Annotated in this window: 14 protein-coding genes; 2 read left to right on the top strand and 12 right to left on the bottom strand. The window is 52.3% G+C overall.

The window, feature by feature from the left end; translation table 11 throughout:
* Window positions 1–406 precede the first annotated feature (406 nt).
* Window positions 407–2,116, top strand: coding sequence for a proline--tRNA ligase (locus tag BLR00_RS04385; RefSeq protein WP_074631012.1), 1,710 nt, complete (start codon window positions 407–409; stop codon window positions 2,114–2,116).
* An 88-nt stretch (window positions 2,117–2,204) separates the two neighbouring features.
* Here BLR00_RS04385 and BLR00_RS04390 read toward each other — a convergent pair whose 3' ends face one another.
* The 3 genes from BLR00_RS04390 to BLR00_RS04400 all read right to left on the bottom strand — a co-directional run bounded on the left by BLR00_RS04390 (window position 2,205) and on the right by BLR00_RS04400 (window position 5,643).
* Window positions 2,205–2,711, bottom strand: coding sequence for a TlpA family protein disulfide reductase (locus BLR00_RS04390; protein WP_081346819.1), 507 nt, complete (start codon window positions 2,709–2,711; stop codon window positions 2,205–2,207).
* Between the two features lie 4 nt (window positions 2,712–2,715).
* On the bottom strand, window positions 2,716–3,996 hold the full coding sequence (locus BLR00_RS04395) for a YihY family inner membrane protein (RefSeq protein WP_074631014.1): 1,281 nt from the start codon (window positions 3,994–3,996) through the stop codon (window positions 2,716–2,718).
* A 114-nt stretch (window positions 3,997–4,110) separates the two neighbouring features.
* Entirely contained in the window at window positions 4,111–5,643 is a 1,533-nt protein-coding gene (locus BLR00_RS04400) for a 2-isopropylmalate synthase (RefSeq protein WP_074631015.1), read from the bottom strand.
* Window positions 5,644–6,102: 459 nt separating this feature from the next.
* Between BLR00_RS04400 and BLR00_RS04410 the strand changes: the two genes are divergently transcribed.
* Window positions 6,103–6,744, top strand: coding sequence for a transposase (locus BLR00_RS04410; RefSeq protein WP_074631017.1), 642 nt, complete (start codon window positions 6,103–6,105; stop codon window positions 6,742–6,744).
* Window positions 6,745–6,913: 169 nt separating this feature from the next.
* Here BLR00_RS04410 and BLR00_RS04415 read toward each other — a convergent pair whose 3' ends face one another.
* From BLR00_RS04415 to pgi, 9 genes are all read right to left on the bottom strand, one after another.
* On the bottom strand, window positions 6,914–8,512 hold the full coding sequence (locus BLR00_RS04415; protein ID WP_074631018.1) for a hypothetical protein: 1,599 nt from the start codon (window positions 8,510–8,512) through the stop codon (window positions 6,914–6,916).
* 647 nt (window positions 8,513–9,159) lie between these two features.
* Window positions 9,160–9,549, bottom strand: a complete 390-nt coding sequence (locus BLR00_RS04420; RefSeq protein ID WP_074631019.1) for a hypothetical protein — start codon at window positions 9,547–9,549, stop codon at window positions 9,160–9,162.
* A 165-nt stretch (window positions 9,550–9,714) separates the two neighbouring features.
* Window positions 9,715–10,146: a hypothetical protein gene (locus tag BLR00_RS04425; protein WP_074631020.1), complete on the bottom strand. Its 432-nt coding sequence runs from the start codon at window positions 10,144–10,146 to the stop codon at window positions 9,715–9,717.
* 344 nt (window positions 10,147–10,490) lie between these two features.
* Complete coding sequence (locus tag BLR00_RS04430; protein WP_074631021.1) at window positions 10,491–11,714, bottom strand: tetratricopeptide repeat protein; 1,224 nt, start codon at window positions 11,712–11,714, stop codon at window positions 10,491–10,493.
* Window positions 11,715–11,918: 204 nt separating this feature from the next.
* On the bottom strand, window positions 11,919–12,791 hold the full coding sequence (locus BLR00_RS04435; RefSeq protein WP_074631022.1) for a carbonic anhydrase family protein: 873 nt from the start codon (window positions 12,789–12,791) through the stop codon (window positions 11,919–11,921).
* A gap of 368 nt (window positions 12,792–13,159) precedes the next feature.
* Window positions 13,160–14,590 (bottom strand): glucose-6-phosphate dehydrogenase, encoded by a 1,431-nt coding sequence (gene zwf / locus BLR00_RS04440; RefSeq protein WP_256324044.1) that lies wholly within the window; start codon window positions 14,588–14,590, stop codon window positions 13,160–13,162.
* Window positions 14,565–15,584 (bottom strand): phosphogluconate dehydrogenase (NAD(+)-dependent, decarboxylating), encoded by a 1,020-nt coding sequence (gene gnd, locus BLR00_RS04445; protein WP_074631024.1) that lies wholly within the window; start codon window positions 15,582–15,584, stop codon window positions 14,565–14,567. Before gnd ends, zwf begins: the two co-directional genes overlap by 26 nt.
* 230 nt (window positions 15,585–15,814) lie before the next feature.
* A complete protein-coding gene (pgm, locus tag BLR00_RS04450) occupies window positions 15,815–17,494 on the bottom strand; it encodes a phosphoglucomutase (alpha-D-glucose-1,6-bisphosphate-dependent) (protein ID WP_074631025.1) in 1,680 nt (559 codons plus the stop codon).
* 87 nt (window positions 17,495–17,581) lie between these two features.
* Window positions 17,582–19,318 carry a glucose-6-phosphate isomerase gene (pgi, locus tag BLR00_RS04455; protein ID WP_256324045.1) on the bottom strand — a complete coding sequence of 579 codons (1,737 nt, stop codon included), beginning with the start codon at window positions 19,316–19,318 and terminating at the stop codon, window positions 17,582–17,584.
* Between the last annotated feature and the right edge of the window lie 143 nt (window positions 19,319–19,461).

Genomic DNA, 19,461 nt, shown 5'->3' on the forward strand with positions numbered 1-19,461 from the left:
TAGGCTTAACGCAGTTTGGGGTTGAACAAGCAGTCCTCTCCAGTGCGGCTTCACGTTGCTTGTCCCTCTTTGGAATCTGCGCCGAGAAACAATAGGCTTCACTAACCGGGATTGCGGTTTTTCAGAGTAGAATTATCCTAAATCCGGTAGTTGGACAGGGTGGAGTGTGCGGTTTTTGGGGTGCGGGGCAAGGCGCAACAACGCGAAATGGTTATTCCATTTCAAGGCGTTGCAACGCCGCCATGCGCCATAAAAACCGTGCGATCCGCCCTGTAGCGGACTCACCCAAAAGGTGAGCCTCAAATAACACAGGAAATCTTTATGAATCATAGAACTAAACTCGTGAATGAGTGGTCAACTACCGGATTTAGGATTATTGTAATTCAATTGTTATAACGGAACGCACATGCGGGTATCAGGTTTTTTTATTTCTACCCTTAAGGAAGCGCCCGCCGAAGCGGAATTGGTGAGCCACAAGCTGATGTTGCGTGCTGGGCTCATAAAGCGCCTGGGAAGCGGCCTTTATACATGGATGCCGCTGGGGTTGAGAGTCCTGCGCAAGGTTGAAAATATAGTGCGGGAGGAAATGGACAAGAGCGGGGCGGTAGAACTTCTGATGCCCGCGGTGCAGCCCGCCGAACTATGGCAGGAAACCGGGCGCTGGGATGTATTCGGTCCACAGATGTTGAAAATCAAGGACAGGCATCAGCGCGATTTCTGCTTTGGTCCTACGCATGAAGAAGTTATTACCGACATTGCGCGGCGAGAGATCAAGAGCTATCGCCAATTGCCGTTTACTTTTTATCAGATTCAAACCAAGTTCCGCGATGAGATCCGGCCTCGATTCGGTGTGATGAGGGCACGTGAATTTATCATGAAAGATGCCTATTCATTCCATGCCGGGATTGACAGCCTGGAGAAGACTTACAGAATAATGCACGATGCCTACCAACGGATATTCACCCGCATGGGATTGAGATTTCGTGCAGTCACCGCGGATACCGGAGCGATAGGTGGAAGCGGTTCGCAAGAATTTCATGTTCTGGCGGATTCGGGCGAGGATGCCATCGTTTTCTGTCCGGATTCCGACTATGCCGCCAATATCGAAATGGCCGAGTCGCTGCGGCCGGCGCAGTCACGCGAAGCGGCGGATGGCATCATGCGGAAAGTCGAAACGACCGGCATAAAAACCTGTCAGGAGGTTGCGGCGTTTCTCAACCTCCCTGTCGAATACACGGTAAAAACCCTGGCGGTGATTGCGAATGACAGGATGTATTTATTGCTGCTGCGCGGCGATCATCATCTTAACGAGACGAAGGTCCGCAAAATTCCTTTCCTGACCGATTTCCGATTGGCGACCGAGGCGGAGATTCTTGCGGGAACCGATTCTCCCCCCGGATACATAGGACCTGTCGGCCTAAAGCTTCCGGTTATCGCGGACTACTCCGTGAGGGAAATGAGCAATTTTGTTTGTGGTGCAAACGAAGAGAACTATCATCTTACTCACGTTAATTTCGACCGTGATGCGAAAGAGCCTGATTATACGCTGGACATCCGCAACGTGGTTTCCGGAGATCTGTCTCCGGATGGCGGAGGGCGGCTGGAGATCTGCCGCGGCATAGAAGTGGGGCATATTTTCCAGTTACGCACCAAATATTCGGAAGCGATGAAAGCCGGCTATCTCGATGAATCCGGCCAATCAAAGCCAATGGAGATGGGATGCTACGGTATTGGCGTCTCGCGTATCGTGGCCGCGGCCATCGAGCAGAGCCATGACGAACGCGGCATTGTTTTTTCGGACGCAATAGCGCCATTTCAGGTCGCCATTGTTCCCATCGGACTGAAGAAGAATACGCAGGTGAGAGTTGAGACGGAGAAGCTATACACGGAAATCGTTAATGCCGGCATTGATGTTCTGCTTGATGATCGTGACGAACGTCCTGGCGTAATGTTTGCCGATATGGAATTGATCGGCATTCCTCATCGCATTGTGATCGGTGAGCGGGGCTTGAAGGAGGGAAATGTCGAGTATCAGGGACGACAGGATGAGAAGTCTCAGGCTGTCCCTTTGCAGGATATTATTGATTTCCTAAAAAAAGAGATAACTAAAGCCTGACGTGTATATTCCACTTTTTTCCCATTTTGTTCAATTCTCTCTTCAGATTGGCGACCCTTAAACTGGTGCATGCTTAATTCCCATGAATCTATTTGCGCTTTCGTTGACTGGTCTCATCAGGACGCTGACTCTGAGAATCTGGGGAATTTTCCCGCATGAATTCCTCAATGCTTTCTCGCGAAATTAGCCCCACCTTATAGGCTGCCGGCTGACCGGCGGGATCGAATAAATAGGTGGTGGGCAGCATCGACACGGGACCGATTTGAGCGGCAATTTTTCTGTCACCCAGCACGATGGGGTAGGAAATCGAGAGTGAGTCAACGAATTTCAGGACTGTCTTCGGATTTTGGTAGTCCATCGCGATGCCGATGACCATTACATCCTTGCGGCTCTCATAGAGCGACACGAGATCAGGAATTTCCTTGAGGCAAGGCGGGCACCAGGTGGCCCAGAAATTTATCAGGACCCACTTGCCTTTATAGTCGGCGAGAGTGAGCTTCTTGCCTGTGGAATCCGTAAACACGAAACCCTTCGCCTGGGCGCCGGGCGACAGGGAAAGCAGCACACAGAACAAGACGGCGAGTGTGCGTTGCATCATTTTACTGGGTGATTCCAGGTGAGGCGACGTTTTGGGCGAGGATGCTGTCCGGTTGTGGTGTCGAATTTCCGGACGCTTCTTCCGCAAAAAGTAGCGATAGCGGCACATTCATTTTCTCATTCATGCCGGTTGAGATGCCATCGAGCAACCGCTCCAGTTTTGCATCACCTGCCGCGGCGGGACGCACTGCCTCGGGACGAAATGTAAACAGCCGATAAATATCTGCAACCATAATTTTATCGGGATCAATTATCTGAACCCATCCTCCCGTTTTTACCTGCCGAACCAGATCGGCACGGCTCATCAGGTCAAGTATTTGTTCCATTTCTTCAAAACTTAACATGAGTTGCTTATGAAGGCTAGCGTACGTTTCAACCTTTCCGCTCCTGAGAGCCTCTCCGAGCGCCCGCAATAAACGCAGTGCGTCGAGGAATCGCCTACCGTGCGCTGCCGGACCATGTCGCCATTCGGAAAAATGCCAACTCGAGAGCGAAGCGGCAATCACCGCACCCAGCAACACCATCAGCCAGGAGAGATATACCCACAACAGAAAAATCGGGACGGTGGCGAACGCGCCATAGACTGCCTGATATGTGGGAAAGTGGGTAATGTAAAACGCAAACCCTTGTTTCATTATCTCGAATCCCACCGCCGCGGCTACGCCGCCGGCAATCGCATGACGCCATGCGACCTGGCGGTTGGGCACAATGAGATAGGGAATTGAAAAGGCGATACTTGTCAGTAGCAATGGAGCCAGTTGCAGAAGCGCGACTTTGATGCCGGGAATATCCTCGGTTAGCCCCATGGATATTCTTATTAGCCAGGAAGTCAGCGACAGGCTCGCACCGATTAATAGCGGTCCGATGGTCAGCGTGGCCCAGTAAATAAGCAGGCGATGGAGGAACGGACGCAATCGGGTTACACGCCAAATGGCATTCAGCGCTTTATCGATAGTCAGCATCAGAGCAAGCGCCGTCGCACCCAGAAAAGCCGTGCCGATGGCAGTCAGTTGTACCGCATTATCGGCAAACTGCTGCATGTATACGGCGATGACCCGGTTCGCCGCTTCCGGCACCATGGTGGTGAGAATGAATATTTTTATTTGGGTAGAATATTCCGCAAACGCCGGGAATGCGGCCACCACGGATAATCCGATAGCGATCAATGGCACCAGCGAAAGCAGCGTAGTGAAGGTAAGACTGGCCGCGACTTGGGTGCAGTTATGCTGGAAGAAGCGGACAAGGACATAATGTGCGAAATCCGGAAATTGGGAGGATTTCATGAGCGGAAATGCCGGCTGACAGGATTGAGGGAAAAGCCCAATGTGCACTGAAGCAAAGTAGTTGATCTCTCCATCTGTTTTACGATGAGCTATTCTGCTCCGCCAGTTTTGCCGCTAAACCTGTGGGTGAGCCCGTTCCAGCTTGCTATGCAGCTTGTTGAGCGCACTGAGATAAGCCTTGGCGGAAGCCACCACGATGTCGGTGTCCGCACCGTTTCCGTTGACGATGCGCCCCGATTTTTGCAACCGCACCGTCACTTCACCTTGTGAATCGGTGCCGCTGGTGATGGCGTTAACCGAAAACAGCTGCAAGTCGGCACCGCTGGCCAGAATTTTCTCGATTGCGCGGAAAGTAGCATCTACCGGCCCGCTGCCATCCGACTCGGCGCGCGACTCCTTGCCATCTTCGGCAATCACTATGCTGGCATACGGTGTTTCGCCTGTTTCGCTATGCGCAATCAGCGACAAAAGCTTGTAGTGTTCATGTAAGGTGATGGCATCTTCCGAAACCAGGGCGTGCAGGTCTTCATCGAAGATATCATGCTTCTTGTCGGCCAGTTCCTTGAAGCGCATGAATGTGGCATTAAGCACTTCTTCCGATTCCAGTTCGATACCGAGTTCCGCTAAACGGCTGCGAAAGGCATTGCGCCCCGAATGTTTGCCCAGCAGTAACTTATTTGCACCCCAGCCGACATCCTCGGCGCGCATGATTTCGTATGTTTCACGATGCTTTAGCACGCCATCCTGATGTATGCCGGATTCATGGGCGAACGCATTTGCGCCGACTATAGCCTTGTTCGGCTGTACCGGAAAGCCGGTAATGCCTGATACCAGCTTGCTTGCTGGTACGATATGAGTGGCGTCTATGCGCGTCTCGCAGGGAAAGAAATCCTGACGCGTGCGTACCGCCATCACGATTTCCTCCAATGAGGCATTGCCTGCCCGCTCGCCCAGCCCGTTTATAGTGCACTCCACTTGCCGAGCGCCGTTCATTACCGCCGACAATGAGTTAGCCACGGCCAGTCCAAGATCATTGTGGCAATGCACGGAGAACACCACCTTATCGGAATTGGGGATGCGCTCGCGCAGCGTATGGATGAGTCCGCCAAATTGTTCCGGCATGGTGTAGCCAACGGTATCGGGAATATTCAGGGTTTTTGCACCCGCATTAATGACGGCTTCCAGAATACGGCAGAGGAATGTAATGTCCGAGCGGCCCGCGTCCTCAGGGGAGAACTCCACATCGTCCGTGTATTGGCGCGCCCATTTCACGGCTTTCACCGCCTGTTCTATCACCTGGTCTGGAGACATGCGCAGTTTCTTTTCCATGTGAATCGGAGAGGTCGCAATAAAAGTATGGATACGCGCTGAATTGGCTCCTTGCAAGGCTTCGCCGGCGCGTTTGATATCGGCTTCGGTTGCCCGTGCCAGGCCACACACGGTGCTGTCCTTAATCGCGTCAGCCACCGCCTTTACCGCATCGAAATCACCGTTGGATGCGGCAGGAAAACCGGCTTCGATTATATCCACCCGCATGCGCTCCAGTTGTCGCGCGATGCGCACCTTTTCTTCCCTGGTCATGGATGCACCGGGACTCTGCTCACCATCGCGCAGCGTGGTGTCAAAAATAATCAAATGATCTTTCACTGGCTTCTCCGTTTCAGAAAGAATAATTACGTTGTGATACAGAATCCGGGAACAGATTCCACAGGGGGTAAAAACTTGGAGGAGGGGGGGTTAGTAGTTAGCGCGCAAAGCGCAGCAGTGGTCTCGCCAGAAGCGGCGGATGGCATAAAAAACGGAGCGGGAGAGTGGAGTAGGTCTGTTTCATGTGAGAAATATAAAGGGTTTCCCGAATTCGTGCAATAGTTTCCAGGAGTAAGGTAGGTGCTGGCCATTGTTATGAACCCTCACCTGTCAAGCCGTTGCAATCTCGATGGATCTCACAAATTCTTGAGATTATTGCGACGCTTTTTTCACATGACTTGTGCTAGCTTGCCTTGGATGCCTTATCTCTAGCGGGTTCGTTTTTTCAGACTCTGCACAATCGAATTGATTACGTTTGAATGAATTTGAGGTGAGGGATAACGAAGGGAGCGCAAGCCGATGCAAACGAGTTTTGGATCGATGAAAATGGAAGCGTGCGCGGGGGCTGATAGCGTGTTGATGAAAGCACACGCGCTGATTGACTGGGAGGGGCTTCGTGACCGGTTTGCGGGACTCAACAAATGTGATGCCAGCCGGATGGGAGGACAAGAGGTCATAGATCCATTAGTCATGTTCAAAGCAGTGTTGCTGGGGCAGTGGCACAACTTATCGGACTCGGAACTGGGAGAAGCGTTGCGCGTGCGTATTGATTTCATGCATTTCTGCGGCATGGATTTCTCTGACAATGCGCCGGATGAAGCCACGCTGCGCCGTTTTCGCAATCATTTGATCGAATCGGGCAGGCTCGCTGGATTACTCGCTGGCGTGAATTCAGCGTTGCAGACCCATGGCTTCTCGGTCGAGTGTGCCCAAGGTGCAATCATTGATGTCACGCTGGTATGGACTGCCGCTCGTCCCAGGCGTGACGAAACCATTGAGCTGGATGCCACAGGCGCGCCCAAATTTCATGAAGACGGCACGCCGTGCAGCACGGCAATGACATCGCCTAAACAGGCCAATTATACTGGAACCCGGAGTACTGACCCGGACGCGACCTGGGTCAGGAAAGGCAAAAAAAATCCCTTTGGCTATAATCTATAACCGTTGCGTAAACGTGGCAGGCCCCATCTTAATCTTGCCGACTCATCACTCAATACGCAGAAGACACTAAATCGCGAAGGCATCCGCGGGAGGAAAAATGAGCGGATGTAATGACCCGGGCCAGCCTCGCCGGCCCGGGAGATCAAATGAATAGAAAGAGAAATACCTGTTAGAAAGCAATCTGATATTGCAAGACGAATTGATTTCTATTGGCAATCGTATTTCCGGCGGTATTGAATATCGGCCTATTTTGCCAATCGAAAGTAACCTTGCTGTTGTGGCCTTTTATCAGCCAGTTAAGTCCCAAGTTAAATACATTCATTTGATCACGCAAAGCCTCCCAATTCGCACTTGTTATCGAAGCGTAGGGTTGAAGCTGGCCATTCTTTCCCCCCAGCCAATCTATGGGTAGCAAATACCCTATCTGCGCATACCAGAGATCACCTGTACCAAACATCGGGAAGGTGTTGCCTGCTCCATTCAAGCTGCCGCCCGGACCGACCCCGTTAGCCGAGTTCTGGCCATTGCCGTTCATGCGAAGATAATTCGGCCCATAATTCAGACTGGTGTATCCAATATAAGCGGAGATGGCTGTTTCCCTCACCTTATCCACCGGCGCATCCAGATAGCCCGCGACTGACCAGTGTGTCATATCATGAAATCGAGCGTCCGCAGCAGAAGTGCCCGTCCACATGGCGTCTTTCTGTGTGGCAAAGCCGGCTTCAAGATTCAGTATGCTTTTCTTGCCCAGATAGGTTCCCTGCATATAAGGGTTGGTATTCGGTTCCGTCTCCCAGAAATTCCAGTAGAACATTCCCGTAAAATTCTTTTTATGGCCAACTTGGGCAAAATTGGAAACTGTGGGGGAAATAGCGCCGTCATTCGTTATTCCGTCGGTTGTTATCGGAAACGAATCATTAGCCGCTACGATATAGCGAAACTTGCTGATCTGGCCGCGAAGATAGACGCCCAGCTGCCTATTAAACAAGGACGTCCGTTCCGTGGTGTACTGAAGACCAACCGGGACATCCATTGTCATAATGGTACTGACGCTAGGGGCACTGAAGCGGGTGAGGCCATTAAACATGCCGAGCCCCCCCCCAAAAACCATTTGATGCCCCTCAGTCAACCGCAATTCACCGAAGGCGTCATGAAAATAGGCTTCAATATGTCGATTCCCGTTCATTTGAGACAGGAAGTTGAAATTATTCATCCCGTATTGGGTATAGAAGTATACCCGATCAGTGATTTGTCCTTGCAGGACGAGACGAGTCCGGCGCAGTCCGATGTCGGTCGAATCATCCACGGGCTGGCCTTGTATCAATGATCCCGGATTATTTTGCTCATACCGTAACTGGACCTGGTTAAGAAAGCCAAATTTAAGATACTGGCTACCGTCTCCATTCAGATTCCACTTGAATGGGTCTTTCTCTTTCCAATCTGCGAAGCCAAACCCTCCTTTCGCCGTCTCTGCGACCACGCCTTTTGATTTGTCCGCAGGAGTTGCGCTTACCGGCGCACCTTGAGGAGCTTGGGCCACTCCGGCGTCCTTGCCAGTGGCCGGTGCTTGACCCGAATCCGCGCTGGAGGGTGGTTTCGCGGGTGTGTCAGGCACTTTTTCGAAAGAACCCATGCGTACACGCCCAGCCCCGGGCTCGGAATAGATCTGTTTGGTTTTGGTATCCACATACAAATCGATAGCCTGAGCATATAGCGAGGTTGAAAATACACAACAGGACAGAAAAGTTAATGTAAGACTAGGTTTCATCACATGCTCCGGATTTCAGAATTGAATATGGCTAGGTTTTTAAGATTGCGAGCCTTGTAATTATGTCGTTGCAATAATTTTTATCGATGAGTTTCGATATTTGAAAGAAACTCATGTTCGTAGGAAAAATAGCATGGCGCGTGTCAAAGAAATGTCACGCAGATGTGAAAAATGCCGGAACATTCGTTAAAAGAATGTCAAATGGAAGTGAAGAACCTGTCAAGAAATGCTGGTGTAATCAGACCATCCCTGCTTTTGCCAGAATTCAGCGATGGATGGATGTGATTGCAAGACCATACCGGCAAAAGGGTTGCCGATAGTTGAATGTAGCGTTTTATGGAAGAGGTAAGCCGGTCACAGTTATGGTAGCCGTTGCAGCTAAGGCAGGTGTATGGCTGGATTGAGTATTTATCCTGGAGATCAGTGCTTTCAATTGCAGGCCTGCCGGGACCTCGCAGTAAATATTTTTACATCATTAATTTTCTTCTGGGGGTTGATCTAAATGGTTTTTCGGATGGACTTGACCGGTATGGATATATCCGATCAGCATTATGACATCAGTGTTATCCAATAAAGTTTGGTGAATGGGCCGCGATGGAAACATTCACCTGATTCTTTGCCGCGTGCTTTGTTTTGCCAGGCGTGCGTTATCCTCCCCCTGCCCCCCCTGCGGAAATATTGGTGTCCACATCCCGGTTCGGTCCGGGGGGCGAGTCTCGTCCGAAGAATATCGTGATAATCTTTTGGAAAAGACTCTTCGGTTTAGGGGGAAGGTGCTCGTCCAAGCCGGTTTCCTGATCTGAAGGTAACGAGACGGATGGAGAGCCGGACTGATCGGGCGTGCCCTGCCCGGGCGTGGTGCTATCTTTTTTTAGCAGCGAACCTTCCTGACCTGACGCGGCGTCTTCCTGTCCGGATGGCGGCTGTTCTGCTGCCCCGCCGCCCTGGGCATAGATAGTCGTCATGGCGAAAATCGTGAGACCAGCAAGTACCACCAACTGAATCGCGGCGTTTCTCAAAATGGAATAACGTACCATGACAATTCCTCTTTCTATTTTTCCGCTAATCCAGCGAAATAGCGAAACGAATGCTGCACAGATCTACGAACTTATCTGGATGTCCGCATCCGATTCAATGCGGAGATGATTGTTTCATCTGATCAATGCGACGCTGTCGACACTCCACAAGCTGGAATATGGATCCTAGCCTCCCGCGCCTCCCGCCGAGATATTACTATCCATATCCTGGTTCGGTCCCCAGGAGTCGCGGCCATAGAAGATTCTTCTCATCTTGCAAAAAAAACTTTCTTGTTCCGGTGTGGCGTACCTGCACGAGCCAGACCCAGGCGCTTGTTCCACGGATGACCAGCTTGATGAAGAGTTTGCCTGATTGGGTGTGCCGGGTGTGGAGGCAGCGCTTGCGCTTTCGGGCGGCAAATCTTTTTGACCTGTCGCGGCGTCTCCCCATCTTTGTGAGAGCTGCGCTACGATCAAGGTACCCCGTACAGACATAGGACCAGACGGTGCCGCCTTGTTAGTCTGTGCATGAGATACGCTCATCAAGCCGAAAATAATGATGCCGGCAAGCGCCGCGAACCTGGCCATGGCATTATCCAGAGTGAACTTGTGCTTCATGGTACTCCTCCTTATCCGGCTCAGAAAGATAGACAAATGAAATGTCTTGCCAAATCTTAGCAGTCTGTCGGGCTTAAAGGAAATCGGCTGCAGAAGCCTTGTAAACACATTGGGGCCGATCTCTATTGCGCCGCTTTTCTGGCTAATAGAACACCTATTGGCCTTAAAAATCGTCAAAATCCGTCCTGGCCTGGTAACTTTTTTGCTTCGATTCTTTGAGTCCGGCAAGCTCCCAGAGTTTCTGCCACGAGGTTACAATAGCAAAATCACGCGTTTACAGCGTTACACTTTCAGGCACCGTCGACCGGACCATAATCACCGCTACTATTGTAGTGAATCTGTGATCACCTGATTTCGCCAGAAACTCGCTCCATAGCGCTTCCTCCATTGGCGGCTAATATTCGTCTTTCCACCGCCGCTGCCTCTATTTCTCTGCCGGACTTTCTGTAGAATTCGGCGACATTATTTAAACTTACGATCACATTGGGATGCGTCCGGCCAAGAGCTCTCTCCAGGATGGACAGGGAACGGATAAAGAGCGGCTCGGCCCCCGCGTATTGTCCCTGGGCCTCATAAAGTTTCGCAAGATTATTCAGGCTCAAGGCCACATGCGGATGATCAGGCCCAAGCGCTTTCTCCCAGATCGCCAGCGAGCGCTCAAAGAGCGGTATAGCCGCCTCGTATTTGCCCTCGGCATAATAAAGTTTCGCCAGGTTATTCAGAGCTGTTGCCACATTTGGGTGGTCGGATCCAAGTGCTTCCTCGCTGATCGCCAGCGAACGCTTTAAAAGTGGCTCGGCCAGGGTGAAGTCGCCGTCAGCGATATATAGCTCCGCAAGATTGTTCAGACCTTGGGCGACACTGGGATGATCGGGCCCGACCGCCCGCTCCCAGATCGCCAGCGAACGCTTGTAAAGCGGCTCGGCTCTGGCGTAGCTGCCCTGCGCGCGATAGAGTCCCGCAAGGTTATTCAGGCTAATGGCCACATCAGGATGATCGGGTCCGGCGGATTGTTCCCAGATTGCGAGGGAGCGTTGATATAACGGTTCGGCTTCCGCATAATGCCCCTGGATCTTGTAGAGTAGCGCAAGATTATTGAGACTCGTGGCCACATCCGTATGGCCGGGCCCAAGTGTTTTTTCCCAGATTGCCAGCGAACGTTTGTAGAGCGACTCGGCCTGCGCATATCGTCCTTCGACGCGATAAAGCTCCGCCAGATTGTTCATCCCTTTAGCCACTGTGGGGCTATCGGGCCCAAGCGCCTTTTCCCAGATTGCCAGCGAACGCGTGTAGAGCGGCTCCGCTTGCGCGTACTCACCCTGACCATGAAAGATTAAGCCGAGATTGTTCAATGTCTGGGCCACATTGGGATGATCGGGGCCCCATTCCCTTTGAGCGATATCAAGCGCTCTTTTAACCAGCGCTACCGCCTGGTCGTATTGACCATTCTGATAGAGTGACCTCGCTTCGGCGTTGAGACTTGCCCATTCCCCATTCTGGGCATGGATAAGAGATGAGAAAGCTAATAGAAAAGAAATAATGACGAACGGAATGACACGCGCTTTCATTTCACCGGACTACCAGGCTGTGGCAGAGACCAGCGGCGTATTTAATCTCCGCAAAGATCTCCGGTAAAGAATAATCAAGCACGAGAGAATCATTAATTCGAGGGAATCTAGAGGGATCAGCAGATTCGTGTTTTAATCTTCCACCATCCTTCCGGGATGGTGGAAGTAAAAAAAGCGTGCTGACTATTTCTTGCTTACGGAAATTTATGCGACAGAACCCATAAAGCCCCCGTTAACAAGACGCCGTCTTGCCATAAAGCCTATCAGGCCCAGTCCCGCCAGCAGCATGGTATAGGTTTCCGGTTCAGGAACCACCGCGACAGTAGCAAATCCCGGCACATCGGTGAGTATCGTTCGCCCATTGAGTGCCTGAATCTCACGTGCATCACCATTGGGAAAAAGCGAACTGAAAGCATTAATTTGAGCCGCGGACATATCTAGCGGTTGCGCCAGGTCAACCCATTTTACGCCCTCCGAGAATGGAGGCGTTGTGAGTGATCCATCGTAGCGAAAGGAGTTCAGATTATCCGGAATCAGCGCATTCAAATTGAAGTGATCGACTGTGAGCGTATCCGTTACGGTCTGCGGCAAGTTAGAGAAAATCGGGTCAAGCGCCTGATTGAATGCCCCCTCCTCGACCCATCTGCCTACGACAAGCAAGTTATTTTTGGAATCGGCAAATACCATATGCATCTCCATGGGAAATTTATAGCCGTTCTCCAAATGCTCCGCAGGTGCATGAAAGTGGAACTGGGACAACCTGTACGTATCACCGCCAACCGTCACCGATCCGGCACCTGGATCAACAAGATTGGCTCTGGCGGCGGTTTTGTCCACGCCAGGCGAGCCATTATTGATTACCTTCAGCTGAGTATCGGAATTCAACGTAAATAAAAGAGGAGATAAGTTTTTGACAAAAGTTGTGTTATTCGTGGTGATGTTAATGGGGCTTTGTGCCTCCATCGCAGCCAGATTATCCGCCAGCGTATCTGCCTGCGCGGCAGGTAATGTGCAGAAAAAAACAGCGGAAACCAGTGCAGCCGATTGTGTCAATTTAAAATAAAATGATTTATTCATAAGAAAGTCCTCGTAAGATTATGACATTCGATATGGAAGGACAGAAATGACGTTATGCAATCCAAAAATAACATGCGAACTGTGAAAAAAGCGTCGTCTTAATGTAAAAAATTCGTTAACCCTTCCGGTTATACGGAGATATCATTATTTCTCCATATATATCAGTAATATGTCGGATGAATATCATGATGGCGGTGTGCTTCATTCCGGATTCCAATTATCAAAAGCTCCCATTGGAACCGGATTTCAGCGGATTGCGTTATTGGAGAGATGGGTTTCTTGGAGGAATGAGCCGCAGCATGGGCCCGACATCGGCTTCTTATGCCATTGATGTCATAGTCAGTGCCGCGGCGCGGCGTAACAGCGCATCAGATTCTCGACTCCGGGTTGTGCCAGCATCCATCTGGCGCGATGAGGGCCTCGGCTGCTTTGGGTCCCCAGCTCCCCCGTTTATAGGGAAGGGCCCGATGATGCGTTGTGAGAACGGGATCAAGCGTCGCCCAGGCAGCTTCTACCGCTTCCTGGCGTGTAAACAGAGCACCATCGCCGATCATGGCGTCATGCAATAGCCGCTCGTAAGGCGATTCATGCCCGAAGTGTTCTTCGACCAGGCAGAGTTCCCGCTGATCGCCAATAAATTCCTTGCCGGCGCGCTTGACCCGGGCGGCAATGGCAATGGCGGAGAGGGGAGAAAGCCGGAAACGCAAGTAATTGGCGCTGCAATTTTCCGGTCCCGAATCGGCGAAAAGCCGTTGCGGGGGCGGCTTCAGTTGGACAATAACTTCCGCTGCCGTCTCTGCGAGAAATTTCCCCGAGCGCAAGTACCACGGAACGCCTTCCCAGCGCCAGGAGTCAATGAAAAGGCGCAAAGCGCAAAACGTCTCGACGTCGGAATCCTTGGCAACACCCGCTTCCTTGCGATAACCGGCATACTGTCCACGCACCACGTCGTCTGATATTACCGGGCGCATGGCCTGAAGAATATTGGCTTTCTCGCCCTGAACCGATCCAAAACCCCTGTAGGAAGGGGGCTCCATGGCGAGCAGCGCGACGATCTGGAAAAGATGATTCTGTATCACGTCGCGAAGGCAGCCCGCGGATTCGTAAAATCCACCGCGGCCCTCCACGCCAAAATTCTCGGCGAGCGTTATCTGGACGCTGGCTACGTAGTTCCGATTCCATATCGGCTCAAGGAATGAATTGGCGAATCGGAAATAGAGAATGTTCATGATCGCCTCCTTTCCGAGAAAGTGATCGATGCGAAAGATCGCGTTTTCTGGAAATACCGAGCGCGCGACGCGATTGAGCTCGCGCGCTGAGGCCAGGTCGCGTCCGAATGGCTTTTCAACGACTACTCGCGCATGATCCGCTAAACGGGCGGCGCCGAGGCCTTCTATGACAGTCGCGAAAAGAGAAGGCGGAATAGCGAGATAATGCGCCGGGCGCCGGGCATCACCCAGCGCCGCCTTGATAGTCTTGAACGTCTCCGGGCTATTGTAATCTCCACTTACATACCGGAGCAGGGAAAGCAGGTGATTCAGCGCATTCTGGTCATCAATTTCTCCGGCCTTCCTGATGGCCGCAGCCGCTTTGTCGCGGAGTTGCGCGACGCTATAATTCGAAGAGGCCACGCCGACCACGGGCACATTGAGAGAACCCTGCTTCGCCATCGCATAAAGCGCCGGAAAGATTTTTTTCTGGGCAAGGTCACCCGTTATCCCGAACAGCACCAACGCATCGGATGGGACCGCACTGCCGCCCGCCTCTTCCATCTCACCCTCCCGCTTTTTTCTCGCCATGGCCGCCAAATTGCTTCCTCATGGCAGAGAGCAGCCGGTCTGCATAGTCGGCATTGCCACGGGACTCAAAGCGGCTGAAAAGCGCGGCGCTAATCACTGGCACAGGCACACCTTCGTCGACTGCAGCCAGCGTTGTCCAGCGTCCCTCGCCGGAATCCGAGACGCGTCCCGAAAATTCGGTGAGTTCGGCATCGTCAATCAAAGCCTCGGCTGTCAGATCGAGCAGCCAGGACGCCACGACGCTGCCTCGCCGCCAGACTTCGGCGATTTCCGGCAAATCCAGCTCATATTGGTAAAATTCGGGATTGCGCATCGGCGTTGTCTCCGCATCCATGTCTTGCACCCGTTTGCCGGCATTGGCGCTATGCAGGATATTCAAACCCTCGGCATAAGCCGCCATGAGACCATATTCGATCCCATTATGGACCATCTTGACGAAATGACCCGCGCCATGCGGTCCGCAGTGCAAGTAGCCCTGCTCCGCCGTGCCATCGCTGTCTTGGCGGCCAGGCGTGCGTGGAGCCGCGTCAATGCCCGGTGCGAGGGCAGCAAAAATCGGGTCGAGGTGATCGACGATTTCTTTTTCACCTCCGATCATCAAACAATATCCACGCTCAAGGCCAGCGATGCCACCGCTTGTCCCGACATCGACGTAATGGATTCCGCGTGAACGCATCTCGGCGCCACGCCTGATATCGTCGTGGTAATAAGAGTTGCCTCCGTCAATAATGATGTCACCCGCCTCAACCAGCGACGCAATTTTCGAAAGAATCTCATCAACCAGTGCCGCGGGAACCATTAACCATATGACGCGCGGTGTAGCCAGACGAGCAACCAACTCCTCAAGCGAGGATGTTCCGACGGCACCTTGCGACCGTGAAGTCTGGACGGCTTCAGCGCGAGGATCGTAAACCACACACTCGTTTCCGGCCTTCATCAGACGTCCCACCATGTTAATACCCATGCGCCCCAAGCCGATCATCCCCAGTTGCATCTTGACCTCCTGTTTAAGAATTGAATTTAAGTGGCACTAGCGCAGAAGCAAAGGTCGGAAGAATCCATTAGGGAACTTCCGGGTGTTCCCACTCCCCAAGGTTGCCGGCAATGTGCTCTATAAGGGGCCTATTCAGAGATTCCGTAGTGTGGAATACATATAGCAGCGCATGATTGCAATCAGATTACTGGGTGTACGGGGTCTGCCACCCATTCGTTATCTGAGGTGGTCTAGACATTCGTCGCCGTAGCAAGCGCGTCAGCAACTATTGTCTGTGCTTCCTCAAGAATACGGTGCAGATGATCGACACCACTGAAACTCTCGGCATAAACTTTGTAGATGTCTTCGGTACCGGACGGACGCGCTGCAAACCACCCATTCCTGGCTATCACCTTAATACCGCCAATAGGGGCATCATTGCCCGGTGCGTGGGTGAGAACGGTCTCAATTTTTTCGCCCGCCAAGTCTGCGGAACGTATTTGTTGTGGCGAAAGCCTGGCCAGAATCTTTTTTTGTTCCGGAGTGGCTGGCGCGTCAACACGTTCAGAGACGGATTTGCCAAACTCGCGCTCCAACTCCTGGTATAGCTCACCGGGATCACGGCCCATGCGCGCGGTAATTTCCGCCGACAGCAATGCCGGCGTGATTCCATCCTTATCCGTCGTCCAAGCCGTGCCGTCGAGGCGAAGGAAAGATGCGCCCGCACTTTCTTCGCCGCAGAAGCCGAGGAAGCCTTCGTGCAGACCCTCCACAAACCACTTGAAGCCGACTGGCACCTCATAGAGCCGTCGACCAAGTTTTGCGGTGATACGATCGATCATCTGGCTGCTCACTACCGTTTTGCCCACCGCTACGTTACCGTTCCACGCCGGGCGATGCTGAAAAAGGTAGTGAGTGCTGACGGATAGATAATGATCCGCCGGCAGCAGGCCCATACTCCGGGTAACGATCCCGTGCCGGTCATGATCGGTGTCGCAGGCGAAGGCGATGTCGAACTGATCTTTCAGATCAATCAGCCCATGCATGGCGTAAGGGGAGGATGGGTCCATGCGAATCCGGCCGTCCCAATCCAGTGTCATGAAGCGGAAAGTCGGATCGACGGCCTCATTGACAACGGTCAGATTCAACCCATAGCGTTCCGCGATCGCACCCCAGTAGTGTACGCCGGCACCGCCGAGTGGATCCACCCCCATGCGGATATTCGCGCCACGTATGGCATCCATATCAATGACCTGGCCGAGGTCATTGACGTAGGTATTGAGAAAGTCATACCGATGCGTTGTAGGGGCATGCAACGCCTCCTCGAAACGTTGCCTTTTCACCCCGTCGAGTCCGTTCTTCAAAAACTCATTGGACATGGATTCGATCAAGGCAGTAATCTCGACACCCGCCGGGCCGCCGTGGGGCGGATTGTATTTAAAACCACCGCTTTCGGGTGGGTTGTGGGAAGGGGTAATAACTATACCGTCGGAGAGTCCTTTCGTCCGCCCGCGGTTATAAGTCAATATTGCGTGAGAAACCGCCGGAGTGGGCGTATATTCCCCATTGGTGGACAGCATGACCTCGACCCCATTCGCGGCCAGTACCTCAAGTGCACTGGCATATGCCGGTTCGGAAAGAGCGTGTGTGTCGATACCCAGGAATAACGGACCATTAATATCCTGCTGTTTACGGTACTGACAAATAGATTGCGTGGCGGCAAGCACGTGCCATTCATTAAAGCTTGTTTCAAAGGCCGAGCCGCGATGCCCCGAAGTGCCGAATGCAACTCTTTGCGCCGGCACCGACCAGTCGGGGATTTGCGTGTAGTAGGCGGTAACAAGTCTGGGTACATTCAGCAGCATTGATGACTGGGCGAGTTTTCCCGCAAGGAAGCTGACTTTCCTGGTTGTCTTTTGATTTAGGATCATGCTATCTCACTGTGACGGTACCGGAAGCAAAATTGCGTGGGTGAATTTTACCTGTTCAGGTTTGGCTGCTTTGACGCGTGCCGACTTTCATGACGGCGCTCCCTTGAGTTTACCGTAACGCCGCATCAGTGCGTTTGTCGAACTATCATGTGTCAATAGCGGCTCGCTTGGACTTTCCAGTTCCTGGACAATGCGCTGAGCGAGTGCTTTACCAAGTTCAACACCCCATTGATCAAATGAATCTATATTCCAGATCGCCCCTTGCGTAAAAACGCTATGTTCATAGAGCGCAACCAACGTTCCAAGCGTATGGGGTGTCAGACGCTCGGCCAGGATGGTGTTGGTCGGACGATTACCTTCAAAGCTCCGATGCGGGCACAGCCAGTCCGGCGTACCCTCGGCTTTTACTTCATCCATGGTTTTGCCGAACGCCAATGCTTCGGTCTGGGCGAACAGATTTGCCATCAGCAGGTTGTGATGATTATCCAGGGGATTCAGGGTCTGGCAGAAACCGATGAAGTCGCAAGGGATCAGGCGCGTACCCTGATGGATAAGTTGATAGAATGAGTGCTGACCGTTGGTGCCGGGTTCCCCCCAGATGATGGGTGATGTTTGATAGTTAACACGCGAGCCATCGAGTGTCACGTGTTTGCCATTGCTCTCCATTGTCAATTGCTGCAGATACGCCGGAAAGCGCTTGAGATACTGATCATAAGGCAGTACAGCTATCGTCTGGCTATGGAAGAAGTTGTTGTACCAGATCGCAAGCAGCCCCATGAGGACGGGCAAATTTTTGTCAAATGGCGCAGTGCGGAAGTGCTGATCCATTGCGTGAAAGCCCGCCAGCATGGCGCGAAAATTTTCGGATCCGATGGCAATCATGGTTGAAAGGCCAATTGCCGAGTCCATTGAATAACGTCCGCCTACCCAGTCCCAGAAACCGAACATATTGGCGGGATCAATGCCAAAATTCGATACTTCCTTGACATTGGTCGAGACCGCGACGAAGTGCTTGCGTACGGCGCGGACATCATTGAGTTTATCCAGCGTCCATTGACGGGCCGCGTGCGCGTTAGCAAGTGTTTCGGTCGTGGTAAATGTTTTCGAACAGACAATGAACAATGTTTCTTCGGGGTCGATGCCGGTTGTGGCTTCCTTGAAGTCCGTACCATCCACGTTGGATATAAAGCGGAAGACCATGTCACGCAAGCTGTAATGACGCAGTGCTTCATAGGCCATTACCGGCCCCAGGTCGGAACCGCCAATCCCGATATTGATGATATTGCGAATACGCTTGCCCGTGTATCCCTGCCACTGGCCGCTACGCAATTGATCAGCAAAAGCGGCCATCTGATTCAGCACCGCATGCACCGCAGGTACGATATTGAGCCCATCGACAACAATCAGTTCACTTTCGGGTGCGCGCAAGGCGGTGTGAAGCGCGGCACGCTGTTCCGTCGAATTGATTTGCTGGCCGCTGAACATGGCATCAATGCGTTTACGCAAACCGCATTCCCCGGCCAGCTGCACAAGCAGGCGCAGCGTTTCGCCGGTGATTCTATTTTTTGAGTAGTCAAGGTAAATGCCCGCGGCTTCTGCCGTGAGGTACTCGCCCCGCTTGGGATCATCAGCAAAAAGCTGACGCAAATGCAAATCCTTGATTACGTGGTAATGTGCTTCGAGTGCCTTCCAGGCGGGGTGCTCCGTCAGGGACATAGCCGCTACTCCCTCGCTGCGCATGCCTGCCGCATCAGTCGTGCTTTCATCGTTCGCGCTCCTGTCGGCATGGCTTGTTAGATCAAAGCCGGTAAAATTGCGATTCATACGTACATAAAGAGTTCCATGCACCCCATACTACTCACACCTACTTCATCCAAGCTTCGACAGCATGGAACAACGGTCTTAAAATCATAGTTCATCCAGAACCGGTTTGCTCAGAAGATTTCCGGTCTCACACTATCCCGCCG

The organism is Nitrosospira multiformis (assembly GCF_900103165.1).
Taxonomy (GTDB): Bacteria; Pseudomonadota; Gammaproteobacteria; order Burkholderiales; family Nitrosomonadaceae; genus Nitrosospira; species Nitrosospira multiformis_D.

What these genes read in the sequence shown, in the direction of transcription:
- BLR00_RS04385 (WP_074631012.1), top strand. Translation starts at nt 407, where the DNA reads ATGCGGGTATCAGGTTTTTTTATTTCTACCCTTAAGGAAGCGCCCGCC.
- gnd (WP_074631024.1), bottom strand. Translation starts at nt 15,584, where the DNA reads ATGCAACTGGGGATGATCGGCTTGGGGCGCATGGGTATTAACATGGTG.
- zwf (WP_256324044.1), bottom strand. Translation starts at nt 14,590, where the DNA reads ATGGCGAGAAAAAAGCGGGAGGGTGAGATGGAAGAGGCGGGCGGCAGT.
- BLR00_RS04410 (WP_074631017.1), top strand. Translation starts at nt 6,103, where the DNA reads ATGCAAACGAGTTTTGGATCGATGAAAATGGAAGCGTGCGCGGGGGCT.
- pgm (WP_074631025.1), bottom strand. Translation starts at nt 17,494, where the DNA reads ATGATCCTAAATCAAAAGACAACCAGGAAAGTCAGCTTCCTTGCGGGA.
- BLR00_RS04390 (WP_081346819.1), bottom strand. Translation starts at nt 2,711, where the DNA reads ATGCAACGCACACTCGCCGTCTTGTTCTGTGTGCTGCTTTCCCTGTCG.
- BLR00_RS04415 (WP_074631018.1), bottom strand. Translation starts at nt 8,512, where the DNA reads ATGAAACCTAGTCTTACATTAACTTTTCTGTCCTGTTGTGTATTTTCA.
- BLR00_RS04425 (WP_074631020.1), bottom strand. Translation starts at nt 10,146, where the DNA reads ATGAAGCACAAGTTCACTCTGGATAATGCCATGGCCAGGTTCGCGGCG.
- BLR00_RS04395 (WP_074631014.1), bottom strand. Translation starts at nt 3,996, where the DNA reads ATGAAATCCTCCCAATTTCCGGATTTCGCACATTATGTCCTTGTCCGC.
- pgi (WP_256324045.1), bottom strand. Translation starts at nt 19,318, where the DNA reads ATGAATCGCAATTTTACCGGCTTTGATCTAACAAGCCATGCCGACAGG.
- BLR00_RS04420 (WP_074631019.1), bottom strand. Translation starts at nt 9,549, where the DNA reads ATGGTACGTTATTCCATTTTGAGAAACGCCGCGATTCAGTTGGTGGTA.
- BLR00_RS04435 (WP_074631022.1), bottom strand. Translation starts at nt 12,791, where the DNA reads ATGAATAAATCATTTTATTTTAAATTGACACAATCGGCTGCACTGGTT.
- BLR00_RS04430 (WP_074631021.1), bottom strand. Translation starts at nt 11,714, where the DNA reads ATGAAAGCGCGTGTCATTCCGTTCGTCATTATTTCTTTTCTATTAGCT.